This is a genomic window from Bacillus gaemokensis, from assembly GCF_001590835.1.
GTDB classification, from domain to species: domain Bacteria; phylum Bacillota; class Bacilli; order Bacillales; family Bacillaceae_G; genus Bacillus_A; species Bacillus_A gaemokensis.
Genome location: NZ_LTAQ01000021.1, coordinates 1 through 17,939, shown reverse-complemented (window position 1 = coordinate 17,939; position 17,939 = coordinate 1). Strand labels below are relative to the sequence as shown.

10 protein-coding genes and 8 pseudogenes are annotated in these 17,939 nt (G+C 34.4%); 8 read left to right on the top strand and 10 right to left on the bottom strand.

Translation table 11 applies throughout. The features are described 5' to 3' along the window. Positions 1-861, top strand: a pseudogene (locus AZF08_RS16720) (IS4 family transposase); the annotation flags it as partial. On the opposite strand, the pseudogene AZF08_RS16715 reads toward AZF08_RS16720, so the two are convergent. Next, positions 853-1,224, bottom strand: a pseudogene (locus AZF08_RS16715) (VOC family protein); the annotation flags it as partial. The pseudogenes AZF08_RS16720 and AZF08_RS16715 sit on opposite strands and share 9 nt — an antisense overlap. Before the next feature lie 244 nt (positions 1,225-1,468). Here AZF08_RS16715 and AZF08_RS16710 point away from each other — a divergent pair. Continuing rightward, the gene (locus AZF08_RS16710) at positions 1,469-2,128 is read left to right on the top strand and encodes a GntR family transcriptional regulator (RefSeq protein ID WP_033678842.1); all 660 of its coding nucleotides are present in this window, start codon (positions 1,469-1,471) and stop codon (positions 2,126-2,128) included. Then, positions 2,115-3,107, top strand: coding sequence for a DMT family transporter (locus AZF08_RS16705; protein ID WP_033678841.1), 993 nt, complete (start codon positions 2,115-2,117; stop codon positions 3,105-3,107). Before AZF08_RS16710 ends, AZF08_RS16705 begins: the two co-directional genes overlap by 14 nt. A gap of 523 nt (positions 3,108-3,630) precedes the next feature. Here the strand turns inward: AZF08_RS16705 and AZF08_RS28835 are convergent. From AZF08_RS28835 to AZF08_RS28830, 3 genes and pseudogenes are all read right to left on the bottom strand, one after another. Then, positions 3,631-3,855 (bottom strand): annotated as a pseudogene (locus tag AZF08_RS28835) (glycerophosphodiester phosphodiesterase family protein); the annotation flags it as partial. Beyond that, complete coding sequence (locus tag AZF08_RS16700; protein WP_033678840.1) at positions 3,797-4,393, bottom strand: recombinase family protein; 597 nt, start codon at positions 4,391-4,393, stop codon at positions 3,797-3,799. The gene AZF08_RS16700 and the pseudogene AZF08_RS28835, both read right to left, overlap by 59 nt. 58 nt (positions 4,394-4,451) lie before the next feature. Beyond that, positions 4,452-4,681 (bottom strand): annotated as a pseudogene (locus tag AZF08_RS28830) (transposase); the annotation flags it as partial. 2 nt (positions 4,682-4,683) lie between these two features. On the opposite strand from AZF08_RS28830, the pseudogene AZF08_RS28825 reads away from it, so the two are divergent. Further along, positions 4,684-4,845 (top strand): annotated as a pseudogene (locus tag AZF08_RS28825) (transposase); the annotation flags it as partial. Positions 4,846-5,244: 399 nt separating this feature from the next. Here the strand turns inward: AZF08_RS28825 and bla are convergent. Beyond that, positions 5,245-6,183 (bottom strand): class A beta-lactamase, encoded by a 939-nt coding sequence (bla, locus tag AZF08_RS16695; protein ID WP_063177321.1) that lies wholly within the window; start codon positions 6,181-6,183, stop codon positions 5,245-5,247. Positions 6,184-6,350: 167 nt separating this feature from the next. Between bla and AZF08_RS16690 the strand changes: the two are divergent. Together AZF08_RS16690 and AZF08_RS29980 are read left to right on the top strand one after the other, a co-directional pair. Beyond that, positions 6,351-7,649, top strand: a pseudogene (locus tag AZF08_RS16690) (penicillin-binding transpeptidase domain-containing protein); the annotation flags it as partial. A gap of 59 nt (positions 7,650-7,708) precedes the next feature. Next, positions 7,709-7,786 (top strand): annotated as a pseudogene (locus tag AZF08_RS29980) (IS6 family transposase); the annotation flags it as partial. Here AZF08_RS29980 and AZF08_RS16685 read toward each other — a convergent pair. Next, positions 7,749-9,110, bottom strand: a pseudogene (locus AZF08_RS16685) (IS4 family transposase); the annotation flags it as partial. The pseudogenes AZF08_RS29980 and AZF08_RS16685 sit on opposite strands and share 38 nt — an antisense overlap. Before the next feature lie 500 nt (positions 9,111-9,610). Between AZF08_RS16685 and AZF08_RS16680 the strand changes: the two are divergent. Continuing rightward, the gene (locus tag AZF08_RS16680; RefSeq protein ID WP_033679017.1) at positions 9,611-11,518 is read left to right on the top strand and encodes a lectin-like domain-containing protein; all 1,908 of its coding nucleotides are present in this window, start codon (positions 9,611-9,613) and stop codon (positions 11,516-11,518) included. A gap of 982 nt (positions 11,519-12,500) precedes the next feature. Beyond that, the gene (locus AZF08_RS16675) at positions 12,501-14,291 is read left to right on the top strand and encodes a M60 family metallopeptidase (RefSeq protein ID WP_033679016.1); all 1,791 of its coding nucleotides are present in this window, start codon (positions 12,501-12,503) and stop codon (positions 14,289-14,291) included. Positions 14,292-14,919: 628 nt separating this feature from the next. On the opposite strand, the gene AZF08_RS16670 is transcribed toward AZF08_RS16675, so the two are convergent. The 4 genes from AZF08_RS16670 to AZF08_RS16655 form a co-directional block, all read right to left on the bottom strand. After that, positions 14,920-15,495 carry a MepB family protein gene (locus AZF08_RS16670; RefSeq protein ID WP_033679015.1) on the bottom strand — a complete coding sequence of 192 codons (576 nt, stop codon included), beginning with the start codon at positions 15,493-15,495 and terminating at the stop codon, positions 14,920-14,922. Between the two features lie 41 nt (positions 15,496-15,536). Continuing rightward, positions 15,537-15,923, bottom strand: coding sequence for a GyrI-like domain-containing protein (locus tag AZF08_RS16665; protein WP_033679014.1), 387 nt, complete (start codon positions 15,921-15,923; stop codon positions 15,537-15,539). 61 nt (positions 15,924-15,984) lie between these two features. After that, positions 15,985-16,896, bottom strand: a complete 912-nt coding sequence (locus AZF08_RS16660) for a helix-turn-helix transcriptional regulator (protein WP_033679013.1) — start codon at positions 16,894-16,896, stop codon at positions 15,985-15,987. A gap of 140 nt (positions 16,897-17,036) precedes the next feature. After that, entirely contained in the window at positions 17,037-17,672 is a 636-nt protein-coding gene (locus AZF08_RS16655; RefSeq protein ID WP_033679012.1) for a recombinase family protein, read from the bottom strand. Positions 17,673-17,939: the final 267 nt, after the last annotated feature.

Below are 17,939 nucleotides of genomic sequence, written 5' to 3'. Positions count from 1 at the left end.
CCAAGCAAAAGATTTAGTCGCTTTATGTGTATGGATGAGTCAAAATGTCGCTAAAACCTCTTTAACTCAGTTATGTAGCTGTTTAGAAGCATCAACAGAAATGCTCATCAGTCCTGAGGGACTGAATCAACGATTTAATGCCACAGCCGTGCAATTTCTACAACAAGTGTTAGCCGAACTTCTCAACCAAAAGTTATCTTCAACTAAGCTGCTCACTTCTCCATACACTTCTATTTTCAAGCGTATTCATATCCTAGATTCAACTGCATTTCAACTTCCCGATGTATTTTCATCTGTTTATCCAGGTGCAGGAGGATGCAGCCATACAGCGGGGGTGAAGATTCAACTTGAGTATGATCTATTAAGTGGACAGTTCCTACATATTCATACAGGTCCAGGTAAACAACATGATCGAACCTATGGTTCTCTGTGTGTCCCAACTGTGACAGCGAATGATTTATGTATCCGTGATTTAGGTTATTTTCACTTGAAAGATCTTCAACATATACAAGATAAAAAGGCTTACTATATCTCTCGTATTAAATCAAATACACGTATTTATCAAAAAAATCCCACCCCTGATTATTTTCAAGATGGAAGAATCAAGAAAGGTACAGAGTATATACAGATAGATATGGAGGTCTTAATGAACTCTCTTCAACCAGGACAAACATGTGAAATATCGACGCTTATGTAGGAATAACTGATAAAGTACCAACTCGTGTGATTGTTCATCAGCTAACAAAAGAACAACAACAAAAACGATTACAAGATCAAACTGTAAGAGAAAAAAAGAAAGGAATGAAGTATTCTCCTCGTAGTAAACGACTCAGTGGTATCAATGTATATATGACAAACACCCAAAGGATTTCCATCTGGATCAAAAAACGTAAAGAATTGGGTAGTCCCTTCTCCACTAATAGGATTTACTTTGACACCACGTTCAATTAATAGTCGGTAAGTCTCGTTAATATCTCTTGGAATAAAGTTATAGTATTTTCCTACTCCAAAGCCATTCTCAGGAAACTTCATCGGTTGGTGATTAACGGTTCTTACAAGACATACTACTGTTTACGACTCTTCTGCAATTTTCATAACTGCGGCTTCTTTCTCAATGTAAATAAGTTTAAATCCTAATTTTTCTTCATACCATTCAGCTGATATTTTTGGATCTTTGACTGGTATAAATGCCCCTTCCATACCAGCTAATAATGACTGCGACATTCTATATCCTCCTTAAAAATTTTCTTTTTTCTATTCGCTAACATTAAACAAAAAACCTTCCTTCTCTTACTCAAGAATCTGGCTTCATTACTGAACAAAATAAAAAAAGATCTCTTTAGCCTATCGGATGCATTAGTCCATAAATAAAGTTCCTTAAACGGTCGTTTTTAGAACTTGCTAATTGAATGTATCTTATTAAAAAATTACAGTTGACCATAAAACCAATATCCGATATATTGGTTTTATGAAAAAAGATATTATTAAACCCATTAAACGTATGTCATTTAGAGATGAAGTATATCTAACTTTGAAAAAAGCAATTGTTACATTAGAGCTGCAACCGGAGCAACGCTTAAATGACAAAGAGTTAGCAGAAGAATTCGGAATTAGCCGTACTCCAGTTAGAGAGGCGTTGAAACGTCTTGAGGATGAAGGACTTGTTGAATCTATTCCTGGTTCAGTTACTCGTGTTGCACCATTAAATCTTGAGGAGGCGAAACACGCATTTACTGTGGTAGCAGTTTTACATTCGTTAGCTGCTCGATTAGCAGTGCCATTATTAAAAGAGTCGGATATTCAAGAATTAGAGTTCAGTAATAAAGCCTTACTATTATCTATTGAAAAAAAAGATATTATAAAAGCAATTGAAGCCGATGAGTTATTCCACAATGTTTTTTTAGATGTGGCAGGAAATCCTGAAATTATTCGTGCATTAGAACGAAGTATATCTAAGATTCAACGTCTCGAAATTTCTCAGTTCACTTCTATAAATGGTTTAAAATCAGTAGAACAACATCAGCAAATTATAGGGGCGTGCAAAAATAAAGATAAAGAAACAACAGCGCATCTTGTAGAACAAAACTGGTTAAGTCTGGGGAATTTGCTGACTTATGAGACAGATTGAGGTGAGAAATTTGCGCCCTATTTTTTTAGGTATATGTGCTGCTTTCTTTTTTGCTTTCACGTTTATATTGAATCGAGCAATGGAATTATCAGGTGGTAGCTGGATATGGAGTGCCTCATTAAGGTTTATTTTCATGCTTCCATTCCTTTTACTTCTTGTTATGAGTAGGAAAAAATTAAAAGTATTATTACAAGTTATGAGAGAGGATTTAAGAGCATGGTTTTTATGGAGTTTCGTAGGTTTTGGTCTATTTTATACTCCATTATGCTTTGCCGCTGCACATGCACCAGGATGGATAATTGCTGGGACATGGCAAATTACTATTATATCAGGATCTTTGTTGGCTCCTCTTTTTATTCAGGTCATTCAAACACCGGATGGAATTCTTAAGAAAAGAGGAAAAATCCCAATGAAGGGTATGGGTATGTCATTGATTATTCTTCTTGGTATTTTCCTTATGCAAATGGAACAAGCAAAATCGCTTGCTGTAAAAGATATTTTGTTAGGTATTATCCCTGTTATTGTAGCTTCTTTTGCTTACCCGCTCGGGAATCGTAAGATGATGGAGGTTTGTGGAGATCGTCTAGATGCTTATCAACGTGTCCTTGGAATGACATTAGCTAGCTTACCATTTTGGTTTTTACTATCCTTGTACGGTCTTTTTACAGCAGGAGTGCCTAGTAAAGAGCAAACTATGCAATCTATTTTAGTTGCTATTTGTTCGGGTGTAATTGCAACTATCTTATTTTTTAAAGCGACTGATATGGTTAAAGGAGATATGCAGAAACTTGCAACTGTTGAAGCAACACAATCCATGGAGGTGCTTTTTGCTGTTATCGGAGAACTAATTTTATTACATTCTTCATTTCCTTCTATTTTATCTTGGTGTGGTATGTTTGTAATAATGTTAGGAATGATAGCACATAGTTATGTTTCCCATAAAGGTGAAACGGCGCATAACCAAAATATTAGTGCTTAATTGATATTTTAAAATGTACAGTATGAACCCTTTTCTAGTTAGTATAGGTAATTTTATTACTTTTTGAAAAATGTAGTAATCTAAGTTTTATGTCAAAATTTAATAACTAAGTGAAAGGATATGAGCAAAAGCCGATGTCCCGCACATATAGGGACATCGGTTTTTTCTTTATAAACTTTTGCTTAGCGTACGAAATTCGCGTTTTGTTGGTGCTACCTCATGCCCATCAACCTAAGATTTTGAAAGTACCCCCAAACGAAAAATTTACTTCTCTACAGTTAGTTATTTATGCGGATTCAGCTCATTTTTTACATCTAGCGGGTTATTCTTTGATCGTTGTCGTACTTCTGTTTGAATATAAATAAAGTAAGTTCCATTCATCCAAAAACACCCCTGATTTCCTATACATAATGGAAATCAGGGGTGCTTATCGGCATATAAAACTTCAACATTATTAATAAGTCTTCTTTTAAAATATAAATGGTTAAACATATAAAAAAAACTTCGATTGTTATATCATCTCTTATTTCTTAAATAATGGTGCTATTTTATCAATGCGATTTGTCCATATTCCACCTGTATAATCGTCAGGAAGGCGTTTTATATCTTCAGATGAGTCAAATCCACTTGAAAATCCAAACCCATTTCCTCCTACAACGATAACTCGAGTATCTGCTTTATCCATTCGATTAAGAAAACGATTTGGCCATCCCCAAAGCCAAGGAGCTACTTTGTCTGGTAAATGAAGCCCTAGATACATTAGTAATTTCACAAATTTGATTTACAGTCATATTTCCTTCTTTATATAGCTTTACCGCATAATTCATTCCTACGTGATTTTTATGATACTTCTTTAATCGACCTTTAAACTTTCCTTCTTTCTTAGCCAATTCAATCCCTTCACGTTGTCGCATCCGAATAAGATCTCGCTCTAATTGGTTAACACCAGCCATTACAGTAATTAAGAATTGGCTGTATGGATTATCTTCTGATAAATCAAGCCATGTATCTTTTAGTGATTTTAAGCCTGCCTTTTTATCTCGTATGTTATCGATTAATTCAAATAGATCTTGTGTACTACGAGTGATTCGAGTTAAGTCTGTAACATAAATGATGTCATCTTCCTGTAAATCCTCTAACATTTTTTGAAGTTGCTCGCGATCCTTTGTTGCTCCTGAAACTTTCTCTTCATATATAATATCCATTCCGATCTCGTTCAGCTGCTGAAATTGTCTTGAAGGATTCTGGCTAGTCGAACTGACACGAATATAACCGATTTTCCGCAAAATATCACCTCATTTTTGAGACAAGTCTTATGAGACGCTCTTAACTATGATTTTATCAGTCTACTACACTTGTATCAATAGAGTATAAGGTATCTAAACAATATCTGTACCAAAGGTTTTATCATTATTTTTACCTGGCTCCATTTGAAAATTGAGGAATTTTCCACTATGTAAATCATACTCTAGCTGAATTTTAATACCGGCTGTTTGTGCACATCCTCCTGAACCAGGATAAATAGGAGCCAAATGATTGGGGACTTGAAAAATAGTAGCATCTAAAATGCGTATGCCCAGGAGATTTATGTATTCGAGATTTAGGATACTTTTCTCTAAAAGATTTAGACCAGATGGATCAACGAGGTGTATTCTATGTTTCGCGGTTGAAATTAAATAATAGAGTATATGTGAAAAATGATTCTCCAGAATTCTTTCGGGATGGGACAGTAAAAAAAGGGGGTTGTGTAGTAACGGAACAGAAACGGCAATAAGGTATAAATAATAATAATATCCTTACTTGCATTTAAATTGTTAATTTAGTCTCTGTACGTTCTAACTGTAACTTTCTTTTTTATGTGTCGTAATCATTTCATAATTTTTTGTCAGAATATGAAATAGATGCTTTCTTATAGGATAGACACCTTTTAATTAATTTTTATCATGGGTCACCATACATGCCCATCTCAACAAGTAGAGACTAAAAAATGCCTCTTGTTAGCATAAACGTAATGATAAGAATGTAAAAAGCCGATTCTTTTAATATAAAAAAGAATCGGCTTCTTAGTTTTATCCTTTAGATGGTATTGGATAAAGGGAATGAGGAAACTGCGGTACAATCACTACAATCACTACAATCACTTGAGGGCGTTGATTGTGACCTTGGCAGCCTGCGCGATAAGTTCATTATTATAGGTAGCATCCTGCGTATCGCGGCTGGACAGAATTGCGATGATAATGGGCTCTCTATTCGGTGGCCAAACGATGGCAATGTCGTTTCGCGTTCCGTAGCTTGCGGCTCCGGACTTATCACCAACCTCCCAGTCTTTTGGCACGCCAGCACGGATCAGTTGGTCTCCAGTAGTGTTTCCACGCATCCAATCCGTGAGGATTTTACGCTTGTCAGCTGAGAGCACATCGTCGACCGTGAAAGCCTTAAGGTCGGTAGCAAGTGCTTTTGCTGTACTTGTGTCACGGATGTCTCCTGGAGTAGCTTCGTTCAAATCTGTCTCATAGCGATCAGCTTTGGTAACCCTATCACCAATCTGCTTGAGTGCTTTTTCAAATCCATTAGGACCGTCCAGTTTGTTAAATAAAAGGTTCCCCGCGGTGTTATCGCTGTAGCGGATAGCAGCCTCCGCAATTTCTCCAAGAGTCATACCAGTATCCACGTGTTTCTCTGTAATTGGTGAATACGTGACTAGGTCATCTTTTGTATAGGTGATAACTTCATCGAGTTTATCAATGGAGTTTTGCTGTAGCACTGCTCCTGCAGCAAGAGCCTTATAGGTGGATGCGTAAGCGAACCGTTCATTAGGTCGATAAGCGACTGTCCGGTTTGTACCGGTGTCGATAGCATAGACGCCAATCCGAGCATCAAACTTTTGCTCGAGTTGAACGAACTCTCGATGAGTCGCATGACTTGTACTTTTTGTTTGCTCTATTTTTTCTTTCGCTTCCGCCTGCGCGGGTCCACCTGTAAAGAGTCTTACACTTATAAGACTTAAACTTAGTAGTCCAACGCACATCCCTATTTTTAACATCCTTGTACTTTTCATAATGATCAGTCCTCTCATATTTTGCAATACTTAAAATAGATGTCAAACTGGATACATTGTATCCAGTTTGGGCACTAGTTTTTAGCATTACACTTAATAGACAATCTAAGTAATTAATTTGTTCCACATTTATAAAAAAATAATTAACTTTAGGATAAAATAGAATCTTCATAAGGGAGGGTATTATGTTACATATAAAAACAAAAGTGTGGACGATTTTGGCAATCCTTTTCATTCTAAGCATGATTGTTGCGATTTTATTTGCAACGAATTTTATCTCGTTTTCTATCACAACTTCTCCACCTGAAAGAGGTAAAATTTTTGATGAAAACGGAGTAATACTAGCTACAAATAAAAAAGTAAAAAATGAATTGATACGTGTTTATCCACAGCATGAAATCGCTTCACAAGTAATTGGATATGTAGATTCTGAAAAAAACAACTCTTATTCTAATTATGTTCCTGCTGGTAGAAATGGAATTGAGCTTCAGTATGAAAATGATTTAAAAGGGATACCAGGAAAAACTCTCCTTTTTAAAATTAAAGATAAAAAGTTCTTATGGAACATACAAAGTCCTCAAAAAGGAAAAGATATTCAGCTAGCACTAGATTATAAGCTTCAGCAAAAAACAGAAGAAGCACTAAGATCTCAAATTAAGAATACACGTGATGCTAATGCTGGTTATGCTGTGGTGATAGACGTAAAAACAGGAAAAATATTAACTATGGCTAACTCGTCAGCTTTTGATCCAAATAGATATTTATCGTCGCTCGGAAAAGAAAACATAAAACGACTTTCTCAAAATAAAACAATCCAAAAATTAAAGTATGGTGAATCCTATGTAAATATGGCATCGACAATAAAACCTCTTACTATTTTAATTGGATTAAACGAAAAGCTTTTTCAACCTGCAGATACCTATTTAGATACCGGCAGTTTTCAATATAATGATCAAAATAATGTTACCAATGCCGCTGGGACTCCAACTGGTGAAATTACACCAAGTCAAGCCATTACGAATTCATCGAATACATTTATGACAGCAAAAGTAGCGATACCTTTATTTAACAAAAATAATGGGAGTTTAGAAAAAGTATCAACCACTTGGACAAATTATTTAAAACAATTCGGCCTCCGTTCCAAAAGTGGAGTTGATTTACCCTTTGAGGAAGAAGGACAATATCAATTACATGCATCTAGTAAGTTTGAAAGTGGAATTTCTGCTTTATTAAATGCTTCTTGGGGGGGAAATGAAGTCCATACTCCTCTTCAACTAGCTCAATACGCAGCAACTCTCGCAAGTAAAGGCGATAAATATAAATCTCAAATCGCAAATGCTATCATTGATAATGATGGTAAAGGAACAAAAAAGCTTAAACCAATTTTAGAAAGTTCAAATCGTTATCCTTTGAATTTCTGGAGTGTTTTGCAAGATGGAATGAGTCACAATATACAAGAGATTAAAAACTTGCCCTTTGAGGTTCTGTTGCAATTTCTAAACTGAGATAACCTGTAGAAAAAGTGTGAGCAGGAGAATGCTATATGGGGTATTTTAAAGGAAAACAGTTTAAAAAGGATATTATTTTAGTAGCCGTCGGCTACTATTGTCGTTTTTCTTTAAGAGGTCAAACAGACGAAGGAAAATTTTTGATACTTCTTGGGTGTCTTTTTGTATAGCTCCATATACTAAGTACAGATGATCTTGAATCATGTAAACAGCTTTATATTCACTTAATTCTTTTTGCTTTTTCTGTAGTAACAGTTGTCTCATTTTGAACATAGTGGAAGAACAAAGAAAAATAGCGATTAACTGTCCATAAAGATGATATTCTAGACGCTCTCGCTTAATATTGTGACAATGATTGATACCAAAAAGAGATTTCCATGTTTTAAATACAATCTCTATTTGCCAACGTAGAGAGTAAATCTCATGAACATGTTCCATCGGAACAATTTCCCATGGGATGTTGGTAATATAAACATTGATTTCTGTTAAACGTTTACTTTTTTCAGAGTATGTAACCCTTTTTTTCTTTTCAACATAAGTTTGCTGTTTCCTACGTTTATGAACTTGAGTTGATGTGAGTCTGTATATTACAACTTGTGAGGGTAATTTTTGTTGTCCAACATAGGCATTCTGAATTTCATAAGTATCTCCTGGTTTTATCTGATGCATGACATGTTCAAGGTCAAGTAAAGCATATAAAGATTGCTTTTTTACTGTCCCATCCCGAAAGAATTCTGGAGATTCATTTTTCACATATACTCTATTATTTAATTTCAACCGTGAAACATAGAATACTCCCCGTTGATCCATCTGGTCTAAATCTTTTAGAGAAAAGTATCCTAAATCTCGAATACATAAATCTCCTGGGCGTAAGGTATCCAAACACTCAGTACCAAAGGTTTTATCATTATTTTTACCCGGTTCTATTTGAAAGTTGAGGAATTTCCCACTATGTAAATCATACTCTAGCTGAATCTTAATACCGGCTGTTTGTGCACATCCTCCTGAACCAGGATAAATAGGGGCCAAATGATTGGGTACTTGAAAAATAGTAGCATCTAAAATACGTATACGTTGAAAATAAGAGGTGTATTGGTTTGAGATTTGAGACGAGTCGTTTAGTTTACTTTTGATTAAAAGGGAAAATACACGCTGTAGAAATAAAACAGCGCATCGGTTAAAACGTTGATTAAGTCCTTCTGGACTCATAAGTGTAGCTGTATTTGCATAAAGCTGACTACATAATCGAGTAAGAGAATCGCTTGCTACATGTTGACTGATCCAAATACATAAAGCAGCCAAATCTCGTGCCCCATATTTACTTTTACGTTTTACAAAACCTGTTTCCTGTGCAAGTTGTTGAAAGGTATCGGGAGATAAATGTCGCTGTAGTTCCTCAGCGAACAAATGAAACTCATCTTGAATCGATAGATTCATACAAAAACGCCATCCTTTCTGTATATTTCTACAAAAAGAATAACTCTTTCTATGAATTATGGGTATAAATTCATCTTAGGTTGATAGTAATGTATAGTGACCTCTATTAGTTTACTTTCAAATCCCCTTAAATATTGACTTCACACTAAATTCCCTGATATTCTCAAAATATACAATAAAAGTATACGTTCAATGTACTGAAAATAAAAAGATTGAAGCCCGATAAATCTATAAACAACAATTTATTGATTAATAATATATTTAGGGCACCCAACAGCTTGAAGATATAAAATGTACATCAAACAAAAGAAGAGTCCATTTGGGATTCTTCTTTTTGCGTTCTTAAAAGGATACGTTTAGACACAAATTAACTGTTTCTCTGTACATTAAGTTTAGCAATTATATTTCTCAACTTAACTGACAAGATTTTGCTTCTTGTTAGTTACATAAAATGGTATTTTAAGTGTGCTGTTAAATATTTTTAAAGGGGGATACGTAATTTGAATTCTAAATCTATCATCGAAAAAGAGGTACAAGAGAATCAATATATTGATATTCGTAACATATGTAGCATAAATGGTTCTGCTAAATTTGATCCTAACACTAACATTACAACCTTAACAGAAGCTATAAATACTCAAGCAGGTGCGATTGCTGGAAAAACTGCCTTAGATATGAGACGTGATTTTACTCTCGTAGCAGATATATACTTAGGATCTAACAGCAGTGGGGCTGATGGTATTGCTATAGCGTTTCATAGAGGATCAATTGGTTTTATCGGTACCATGGGCGGAGGATTAGGAATTCTAGGAGCACCAAACGGGATAGGATTTGAAATAGATACGTATTGGAAAGCAACTTCAGATGAAACAGGCGATTCATTTGGGCATGGTCAAATGAATGGACCACATGCAGGATTTGTAAGTACAAATAGAAATGCAAACTATTTAACAGCCTTAGCTCCTATGCAAAAAATACCTGCACCTAATAATACATGGCGGGTTCTAACTATCAATTGGGATGCGCGTAACAACAAACTAATAGCAAGTCTTCAAGAGAAGAACAATGATTCCTCTACTAGATCTGCTACACCAAGATATCAAACATGGGAGTTATTAAATCCTGCGTTTGATTTAAATCAGAAATATACTTTTGTTATTGGCTCAGCTACAGGGGCTGCTAATAACAAGCATCAGATCGGAGTTACTTTGTTTGAAGCATACTTTACGAAACCATCTATAGAGGCAAATCCTGTTGATATTGAAATAGGTACAGCATTTGATCCGTTAAACTATGAGCCAATTGGACTCAAGGCAACAGATGAAGTAGATGGAGATATTACAGATAAAATTACGGTAGAATCTAATGATGTTGATACCTCGAAACCAGGTGCATATCGTGTAAAATATAAAGTAGTAAATAGTTATGGAGAAAGTGATGAGAAAACAATAGAAGTCGTAGTATATACGAAACCAACTATAACTGCGCATGATGTCGCGATTAAGAAAGACTTAGCATTTGATCCATTAAACTATGAATCAATTGGGCTCAAAGCAACAGATCCAATTGATGGAGATATTACAGATAAAATTACGGTAGAATCTAATGATGTTGATACCTCGAAACCGGGTAAATACCATGTAACATATAAAGTGATAAATAGTTATGAACAATTTGATGTAAAACCAATAGAAGTCATAGTATATACGAAACCAACTATAGAGGCACATGATGTTAAGATTAAAAAGGATACGGCATTTGATCCGTTAAACTATGAACCAATTGGACTCAAAGCAACAGATCCAATTGATGGAGATATTACAGATAAAATTACGGTAGAATTTAATGATGTTGATACCTCGAAACCAGGTGCATACCGTGTGAGATATAAAGTAGTAAATAATTATGAAGAACGTGACGAAAAAATAATTACCGTTACGGTACCAGTTATTGATGATGGGTGGGAGAATGGCGATCCGACAGGATGGAAATTCTTCTCTGGTGAAACCATTACTCTAGAAGAAGATGAAGAGAATGCTCTTAATGGAAAATGGGTATTTTATGCTGATAAACATGTAGCAATATACAAACAAGTAGAGTTGAAGAATAATACCCCTTATCAAATTACAGTATATGTTAAACCAGAAGATAAAGAAACTGAGAAAGAACATATTGTTAAAGTATCTTTCAAATCGGATTCTGCTGGTCAAGAAAGTGAACAGATTATAAATGAAAGATTAATTGATGCAGAACAGATACAAAAAGGATACAGAAAGTTAACAAGTATTCCATTTACACCAACAACAATTGTTCCCAACAAAAAACCAGTGATAATTGTTGAAAACTTTTTACCAGGATGGATAGGTGGAGTTAGAATAATTGTAGAGCCTACAAAGGAAGAATTGTAAGCCAGCTTCTAATAAATGTATTTAAAAAGGAAGAAACACAGAGGTTTTTTAGCTCTGTGTTTCTTCCTTTTTACGCTGATTGATTGCTCGATAAAGAAAACCTTTTAAATAGAGGCGAACGAGATGACTTTTACGAATGCTTTGTTATTAGCTGGATATGAAAAATATCTGATTCTGTTATATCCAGCATCTTCATTTTTAAATATTTGAGTAAGTTGGCGTACTACCCCATCAACATCAGGTTAAGAAATTGGTTGTTCCCCAACTGTAAATAGATAAAATTTTCGTTTTGGGGGTAATTCAAAATATTAGCTTGATGGGCATGGGGTACAGCCGAGATACGTGTAAAAATAGGTTACAGACTTACTTTTATTTCCAATATTATTTGAAATCGGATTTTTTGTCTTTTGATAAAACTCCTTCATTCGTCTAAGGAGTACGGCAACGATTCGTATATTGACCCGCCATATCTATAAAAAATAGAATTTCTTAATCTTTTTTACTTTTATGAATTCAAAATACTCTAGTTAAAATATTTTTCAACATCATATATATTAAATTCATTCCCATATAACACATTATTTTTCATAAAAATGTTAAAAATTAACTTTTATTTTACGAGCGTGTAAATTTTTAACATTTTTTATTTTTCTCAATTGTATAACTTTATTCTTAAATTATACTTAATATGTAATTCCAATATTAGTTAAAGAGTTTTGAGATTAGACATTTATCTTAATTTCTTACTTAGAGGAGTGATTTATGTATAATTTAAGAAATAAATGAAGGTAATATGCATCTAGAATAATTAGGAAAAGAGTTGGAAGTGTTAGACTCCTGTGCTTTTTTCGTATTCATCCAAAAATATAATCAACATTGTTTAAAATAAGTATGCATTTAATAAATCCACTTTGGGAATTAGTGAGAAAACTGGTATTTCGTATGAAGGTTAAAACGAATTTAAACGAAAGGACTGATTTATATGAACATCAGAAAGAATGATAGATTACAAAAAACAAAGAAAGTATTCATAACCTCTGCTATTTTGACAACAACATTATTTACACCTATTGCTATAAATAGTTTTAATGTTTATGCTGAAACTGCACAAACTGCACAAACTGCAACGCAATATGAACAGAGGGAGTTCGACCTTCCAGGGACAGGTAGTTTTTGGGGTGAAGCAAAAAGGGAAAAAAGAAGTGAGCAAAAAAACTATATGCCAACAGGAATCTATGTAAAACCAAATGAACAGGTTACAATTGAAGTATCAGGAACACAAAAGATTAGAGCGATTATTGGGACACATCAATATGATAAAGAATGGGGAAAAGAAATTGATCTTTCTCCTGGTTCTAATACTGTCTCTTCTCCAAACGGCGGCTTATTAGGATTTGATAACTATCAAGATACAGGAACAGTCAAGGTGAAAGTAACAAAAGGCGGTAGTCCTGTGCCATTCTTTGAATTAGGGAAGCACACGAAAGAAGACTGGATTGCCATGATGAACAAATATCCAGATGCACATGCGGTACAATTGAAATCAGAACGAGCAGTACTTACTGTTACTCGTAATAGTGCCAATAAATATATTGTGGATCAGAATCCTGTGCCTCTATTAAATAAATATGATGAAATGATTCAAGCGCAAGATAAAATATCGGGATTATCTAAAACAGATCCTAATCCATTACATCGTTCAACTCAGCGTATTTGGGCTTTTGTAGAAAATCCTAATAAACAAGAGTGGGGCATGTATGCAAGTTGGGATGGAGCCGTATTTACTACTGCTGGCGAAGCAATTAAAAGTACTTTGAACGTAACTGAATTTGGGTGGGGACAAATTCATGAAGCGGGACATGCAAGACAACAATACCCATGGACGTGGAATGATTTGAGAGGTATGGGTGAAGTAACTGTTAATCTATATTCTTTAGCTGCACAAAAGCAATTATTCCCGAATCAACCAACACGTTTAGAAAAAGAGGGAGATTATGATAGAGCCTTTGCATACTTAAAACAAACGAATAAAGAATATAAAAATATTGACGACCTGTTTGTGAAACTTGTTATGATTTGGCAGCTTCATTTAGCATATGGCGATGATTTTTATCCAAATCTTCACAAACTATATCGAGAGTTACCAGAGGATCAACTTCCAAAAACGGACGAAGATAAAATACAAGCATTTATTTACAATACATCGAAGGTAGCAAAACAAAATTTACTTCCGTTTTTTGATAAATGGGGATTGAAAGCAACCCAAGAAACAAGACAAAAAGTAGAAGGTTTAAATAATCCAACATTAGTTGCACCTATATGGGAAGCGACGGATGCTAAACCTGTTAAACCACTTGCTGTATTATCTAAAAAAATAATGAAGGCGAGTGCCAACAGTGAGGAATCATGGCGCGATCCAGCAAATAACGCAATTGATGACAATCCAAATACAATTTGGCATAGCCAATGGAGTACACCGAATCAATATCCATACAATTTAACGCTAGACCTCGGTCAAATACGAACCATCACCCTATTATCATGTCTCCCAAGACAAGATTGGTCGGAGAATGGTCGTATTTTAGGATACAATATTTATACAAGCACGGATGGCTCTAACTATCAAAAAGTATCGTCTGGAACATGGAAAAGTACTGGAGGAAAAGAATTTGCAACATTCGAACCTGTTTCTGCGAAATATGTAAAAATAGAAGTAACGAACGGAAAAAATGGATATGCTTCAGCAGCTGAAGTAGATATTTTCGGATATTAATAGTTTGCACGTATGAATGAGCACGTTATCGCAGGGTGGATTTTCAAATGATTTGAGAATCTGCCCTGCGATAATTTTTTTTGCGCATTTCATGTTCTGTTTTTACTTTATAATTTTTGATACTACTTTAGTGCTCTAAAGTTTTTTCGTAAATATCACTATGATTTTATGGCAACTAAAAAAAGAAGATTATTGCTTTTCACGCCAAGATTTAGAAAGGCTAAGTCCTTACATAGCTAGACATATAAAACGATTCGGGGATTATATAATTGATTTACAAAAAATCCCCAAGCCAATAGAAGAAACGATTCCTCTATAAGCTCAATAGTTCGTAGTTGGAAATAAAAGTAAGCCTATGACCTGTTTTTACACGTATCTCGGCTGTACCCCATGCTCATCAACCTAAGAAAAGCAAATACCCCAAAACGAGAAAATTGACATCTCCAGATGAAAATGTACAATTTTTTTGTTTTGGGGATGCTTCAAAATATTAGCTTGATAGCAATGGGGTCACCATATCAAAAAAAGAAAATTGTACGTTTAGACACAATTTGGACACACTTTAACCGGTCCCCTGTACTTTAAGGAAGCGGTTTGTAGTTTAGTTTGGCATATAAACTGTTTTATATTAATGATTTAGACTGTAGAGCATTTGAGCACGAACGCAGTCTATTGGTATATTTACAGGTATCTCTAAGAAATATTCTAGCTGCCATATTTGAGTTTTTTGAGCCTGACGGCTCTTAGGCTTGTCCCAAGGTGGATAAACGCGTATTGCTCGTTTACCACCTTTACCCTTATTGGATACTATATCCTGTTTATATAGAACAGCTTTGGGAAATACAAATTGACCAAAGTTATTCCCTTGACGGGTACTAATAACAAACAAATCGACTGGATCTGATATGTCATATGGTTGGATCGGTCCATCCCCACTTCTCTCCCACAAAGTCACAAATTGCCCGACCTTTGTAGGAGTAATTTTAGCGACACGAAATCTAATAGAGAGAGCGTTCAGATTAAATACATAGGCCCCATATTCAGCATTTTGTACTTCTATTCGTGGTTGAGAACACTCGAACCTGCATAGGCTATAGACAAGATCCTTAGTGGCAAGAAGGTCACTATGAATTGTGACAGAGGAAGCCCAGGAATTTTGACCGCTGGGGTCAGCATCTGAAAAGTCTCGATTTTTCTCATCCATCTGTTCCAATCCTCCATTGTAGTTAGTAAGCTTACTGTTCATTATTCAACCGACAGAAATATCCTTATACTACCGTCTTTAGAGTGAAATTGAAAATCAGTTTTGTATGCTCTTTTTATATCACTTTTCCAGATATCCACCCAAGCGTTAAAAACACCTTGTGGATCAGTATTATCTACTTCTACAACATGATAGTTACCTACTGGAATGATGACACTACTTTCATCAATAAATTTCTCTTCAGTACCAATATGCAAATCATAATCACCTGTAAAATCACTTTCATAATTATTATAAACAGCATATACATCACCTTTTAAATTTAAACGAAGAATCTCTTCCCATAGACTAAGTAGTGCATCTGTATTTTGATTATTTGTTCTTATTCTTTTTCCATAAATATGTTTTTCAGTAACTACTACATTCATTGTTAATTCCTCCTACTAGTTGATATAGAAAGTGTAGCATTCATACTATGACAACAGTCTGTCAGCTTTTATAAATAAATTTAATTTCATTCCTATATTCATTTTTAAGCCATAGTGGAGATAGTACCTTTACATGCCTACCAAACATCAATAAAAATGGCAGTAAATTTTTATTGATGTCATAATTAAAGGTTACTTTTAAACTCCCATCTTCAAGTACAGATATTTCATCCTCAGTAAAAAAATCGTATAGTTTCCCAAGTTCACTTTTCGAAAACAGTAATATAATTTCCTCGACTTTAGCTGACTTATTAGTCAAATACTCATTTTCTTCCGTATAGACAGTTCTAGTATTGTCATGTATTACTTCCATATTTCTTATCCTAGTCAATTTAAATAACCTTAAAGCTTTTCTGGATTCACAAAAGGCTTCTAAATACCAACTACCATTCATAAAATTTAGTTTTAAAGGTTGAATAATTCGACTAGATACATTCGCTGTTTGTGAAACATAAGAAATACAAATTTTATTTCCTTCATCAATTATAGAGAGTATTTTTTTTATCTTCACTTTTGTTTCGTCTTCTATAATTTCTCTGTGCAGGGTAGATGATGTTATCGTAATGTTAGAATGATAGTCTTCTTTATTTTCTTTCAATAGTTCTATTTTTCTTTGTAAAATTGACAGTTGATTCGTATCAAATAATTCATTTTTTAATGTTAAACCTTCTAATAAAAATTTCTTTTCCTCTTCATTAAATGTAAATTTATCTAGTTGATAGTTATCAATTAAAGTAAATCCACCATTCTTTCCTAAATATGAAATAATAGGGATACCGATTGACGACAAAGCATCCATATCTCTATAAATCGTTCTTGTACTTACTTCAAATTCATTGGCTAATTCTTCAGCAGACACTATATTTTTCTTCAATAAGTAGATAAGTATTGAAAACATTCTCGCGGTTTTCATGGCTTGTTCATCCTCCTATAGGTGTGTGAATGATTAACAGATTGAATCGCTACATCTGAAAATCTCCCCGATTTAACGAGCTCCTTTTTATTTTTCAAGAGCGTTGCTACAAACAAAAAAAGAACTGGATATTGGCCAGCTCAATTCAATTTGCTTTCATATTCTTTCATTAGTTTATAAAACGTGTTTTTCCTTAACTCTAACATTTCCATAAACATAACAGCAGTAATTTCTCCACTCTTCCATTTTGAATGAGTTTCTTCTATTGTATTTATTTGTTGTTTGCTTAAGGTCGAAAGGTTCACTTGAGGACGGCCTAAATGTTTTCCTTGAGATTTAGCTATCGCAATCCCTTCCGCTTGTCTCTGATGAATTTTTTTTCGTTCTTGATCTGCAACGTAAGATAACAAAGATAAAAATTGATCTTCCATTAATCGTCCCATATCACCCATATCACGGAATTTACGACTATCAAACAGCGTTTCATTTTCTAAGACAACAATATCTGCTTGTAATTCTCTTGTTATGTATTTCCACTCCTCAATTACTTCATCATAATTACGCCCCATATGATCTAAGGCATCTATGTAAACAATATCACCTGAACTCAATATTTTTCGTAATAATTGATACTGAGGACGATCGAAATGTCTTCCACTTGCTTTATCGACAAAAATACGTCGAGCTTCCACCCCTCGTTCCATCATCTTATGTAATTGACGTTGTTCATTTTGATCTTTTGCACTTACACGTATATATCCATAAATATTTGCCACGTTTTGTATTCTCCTTACATTTGTTACCGTAATTATATCACATTTGTTTATAAAGGTGTTCAATTAAAATAAACGTTTATAAATCACTTAGAATCACCTTTATAAACAGGTTGGGCATATCTATGAATTTATTAAGGGCGCAACACATTTGTCCCGGAACCAATAATCGGGTTCTGGTGCAAAAACTCTAAAGTCCTCGCAAGTAATCTCCTAAACTTGGACATACTGATAATATTACTCTAAAAAGGTGTGTGATCGGTATGGAAA

Coding starts and splice junctions, on each gene's coding strand:
- bla (WP_063177321.1), bottom strand. CDS start 6,183: ATGAGAGGACTGATCATTATGAAAAGTACAAGGATGTTAAAAATAGGG.
- AZF08_RS16710 (WP_033678842.1), top strand. CDS start 1,469: ATGAAAAAAGATATTATTAAACCCATTAAACGTATGTCATTTAGAGAT.
- AZF08_RS16665 (WP_033679014.1), bottom strand. CDS start 15,923: ATGAATGTAGTAGTTACTGAAAAACATATTTATGGAAAAAGAATAAGA.
- AZF08_RS16675 (WP_033679016.1), top strand. CDS start 12,501: ATGAACATCAGAAAGAATGATAGATTACAAAAAACAAAGAAAGTATTC.
- AZF08_RS16705 (WP_033678841.1), top strand. CDS start 2,115: ATGAGACAGATTGAGGTGAGAAATTTGCGCCCTATTTTTTTAGGTATA.
- AZF08_RS16670 (WP_033679015.1), bottom strand. CDS start 15,495: ATGGATGAGAAAAATCGAGACTTTTCAGATGCTGACCCCAGCGGTCAA.
- AZF08_RS16660 (WP_033679013.1), bottom strand. CDS start 16,896: ATGAAAACCGCGAGAATGTTTTCAATACTTATCTACTTATTGAAGAAA.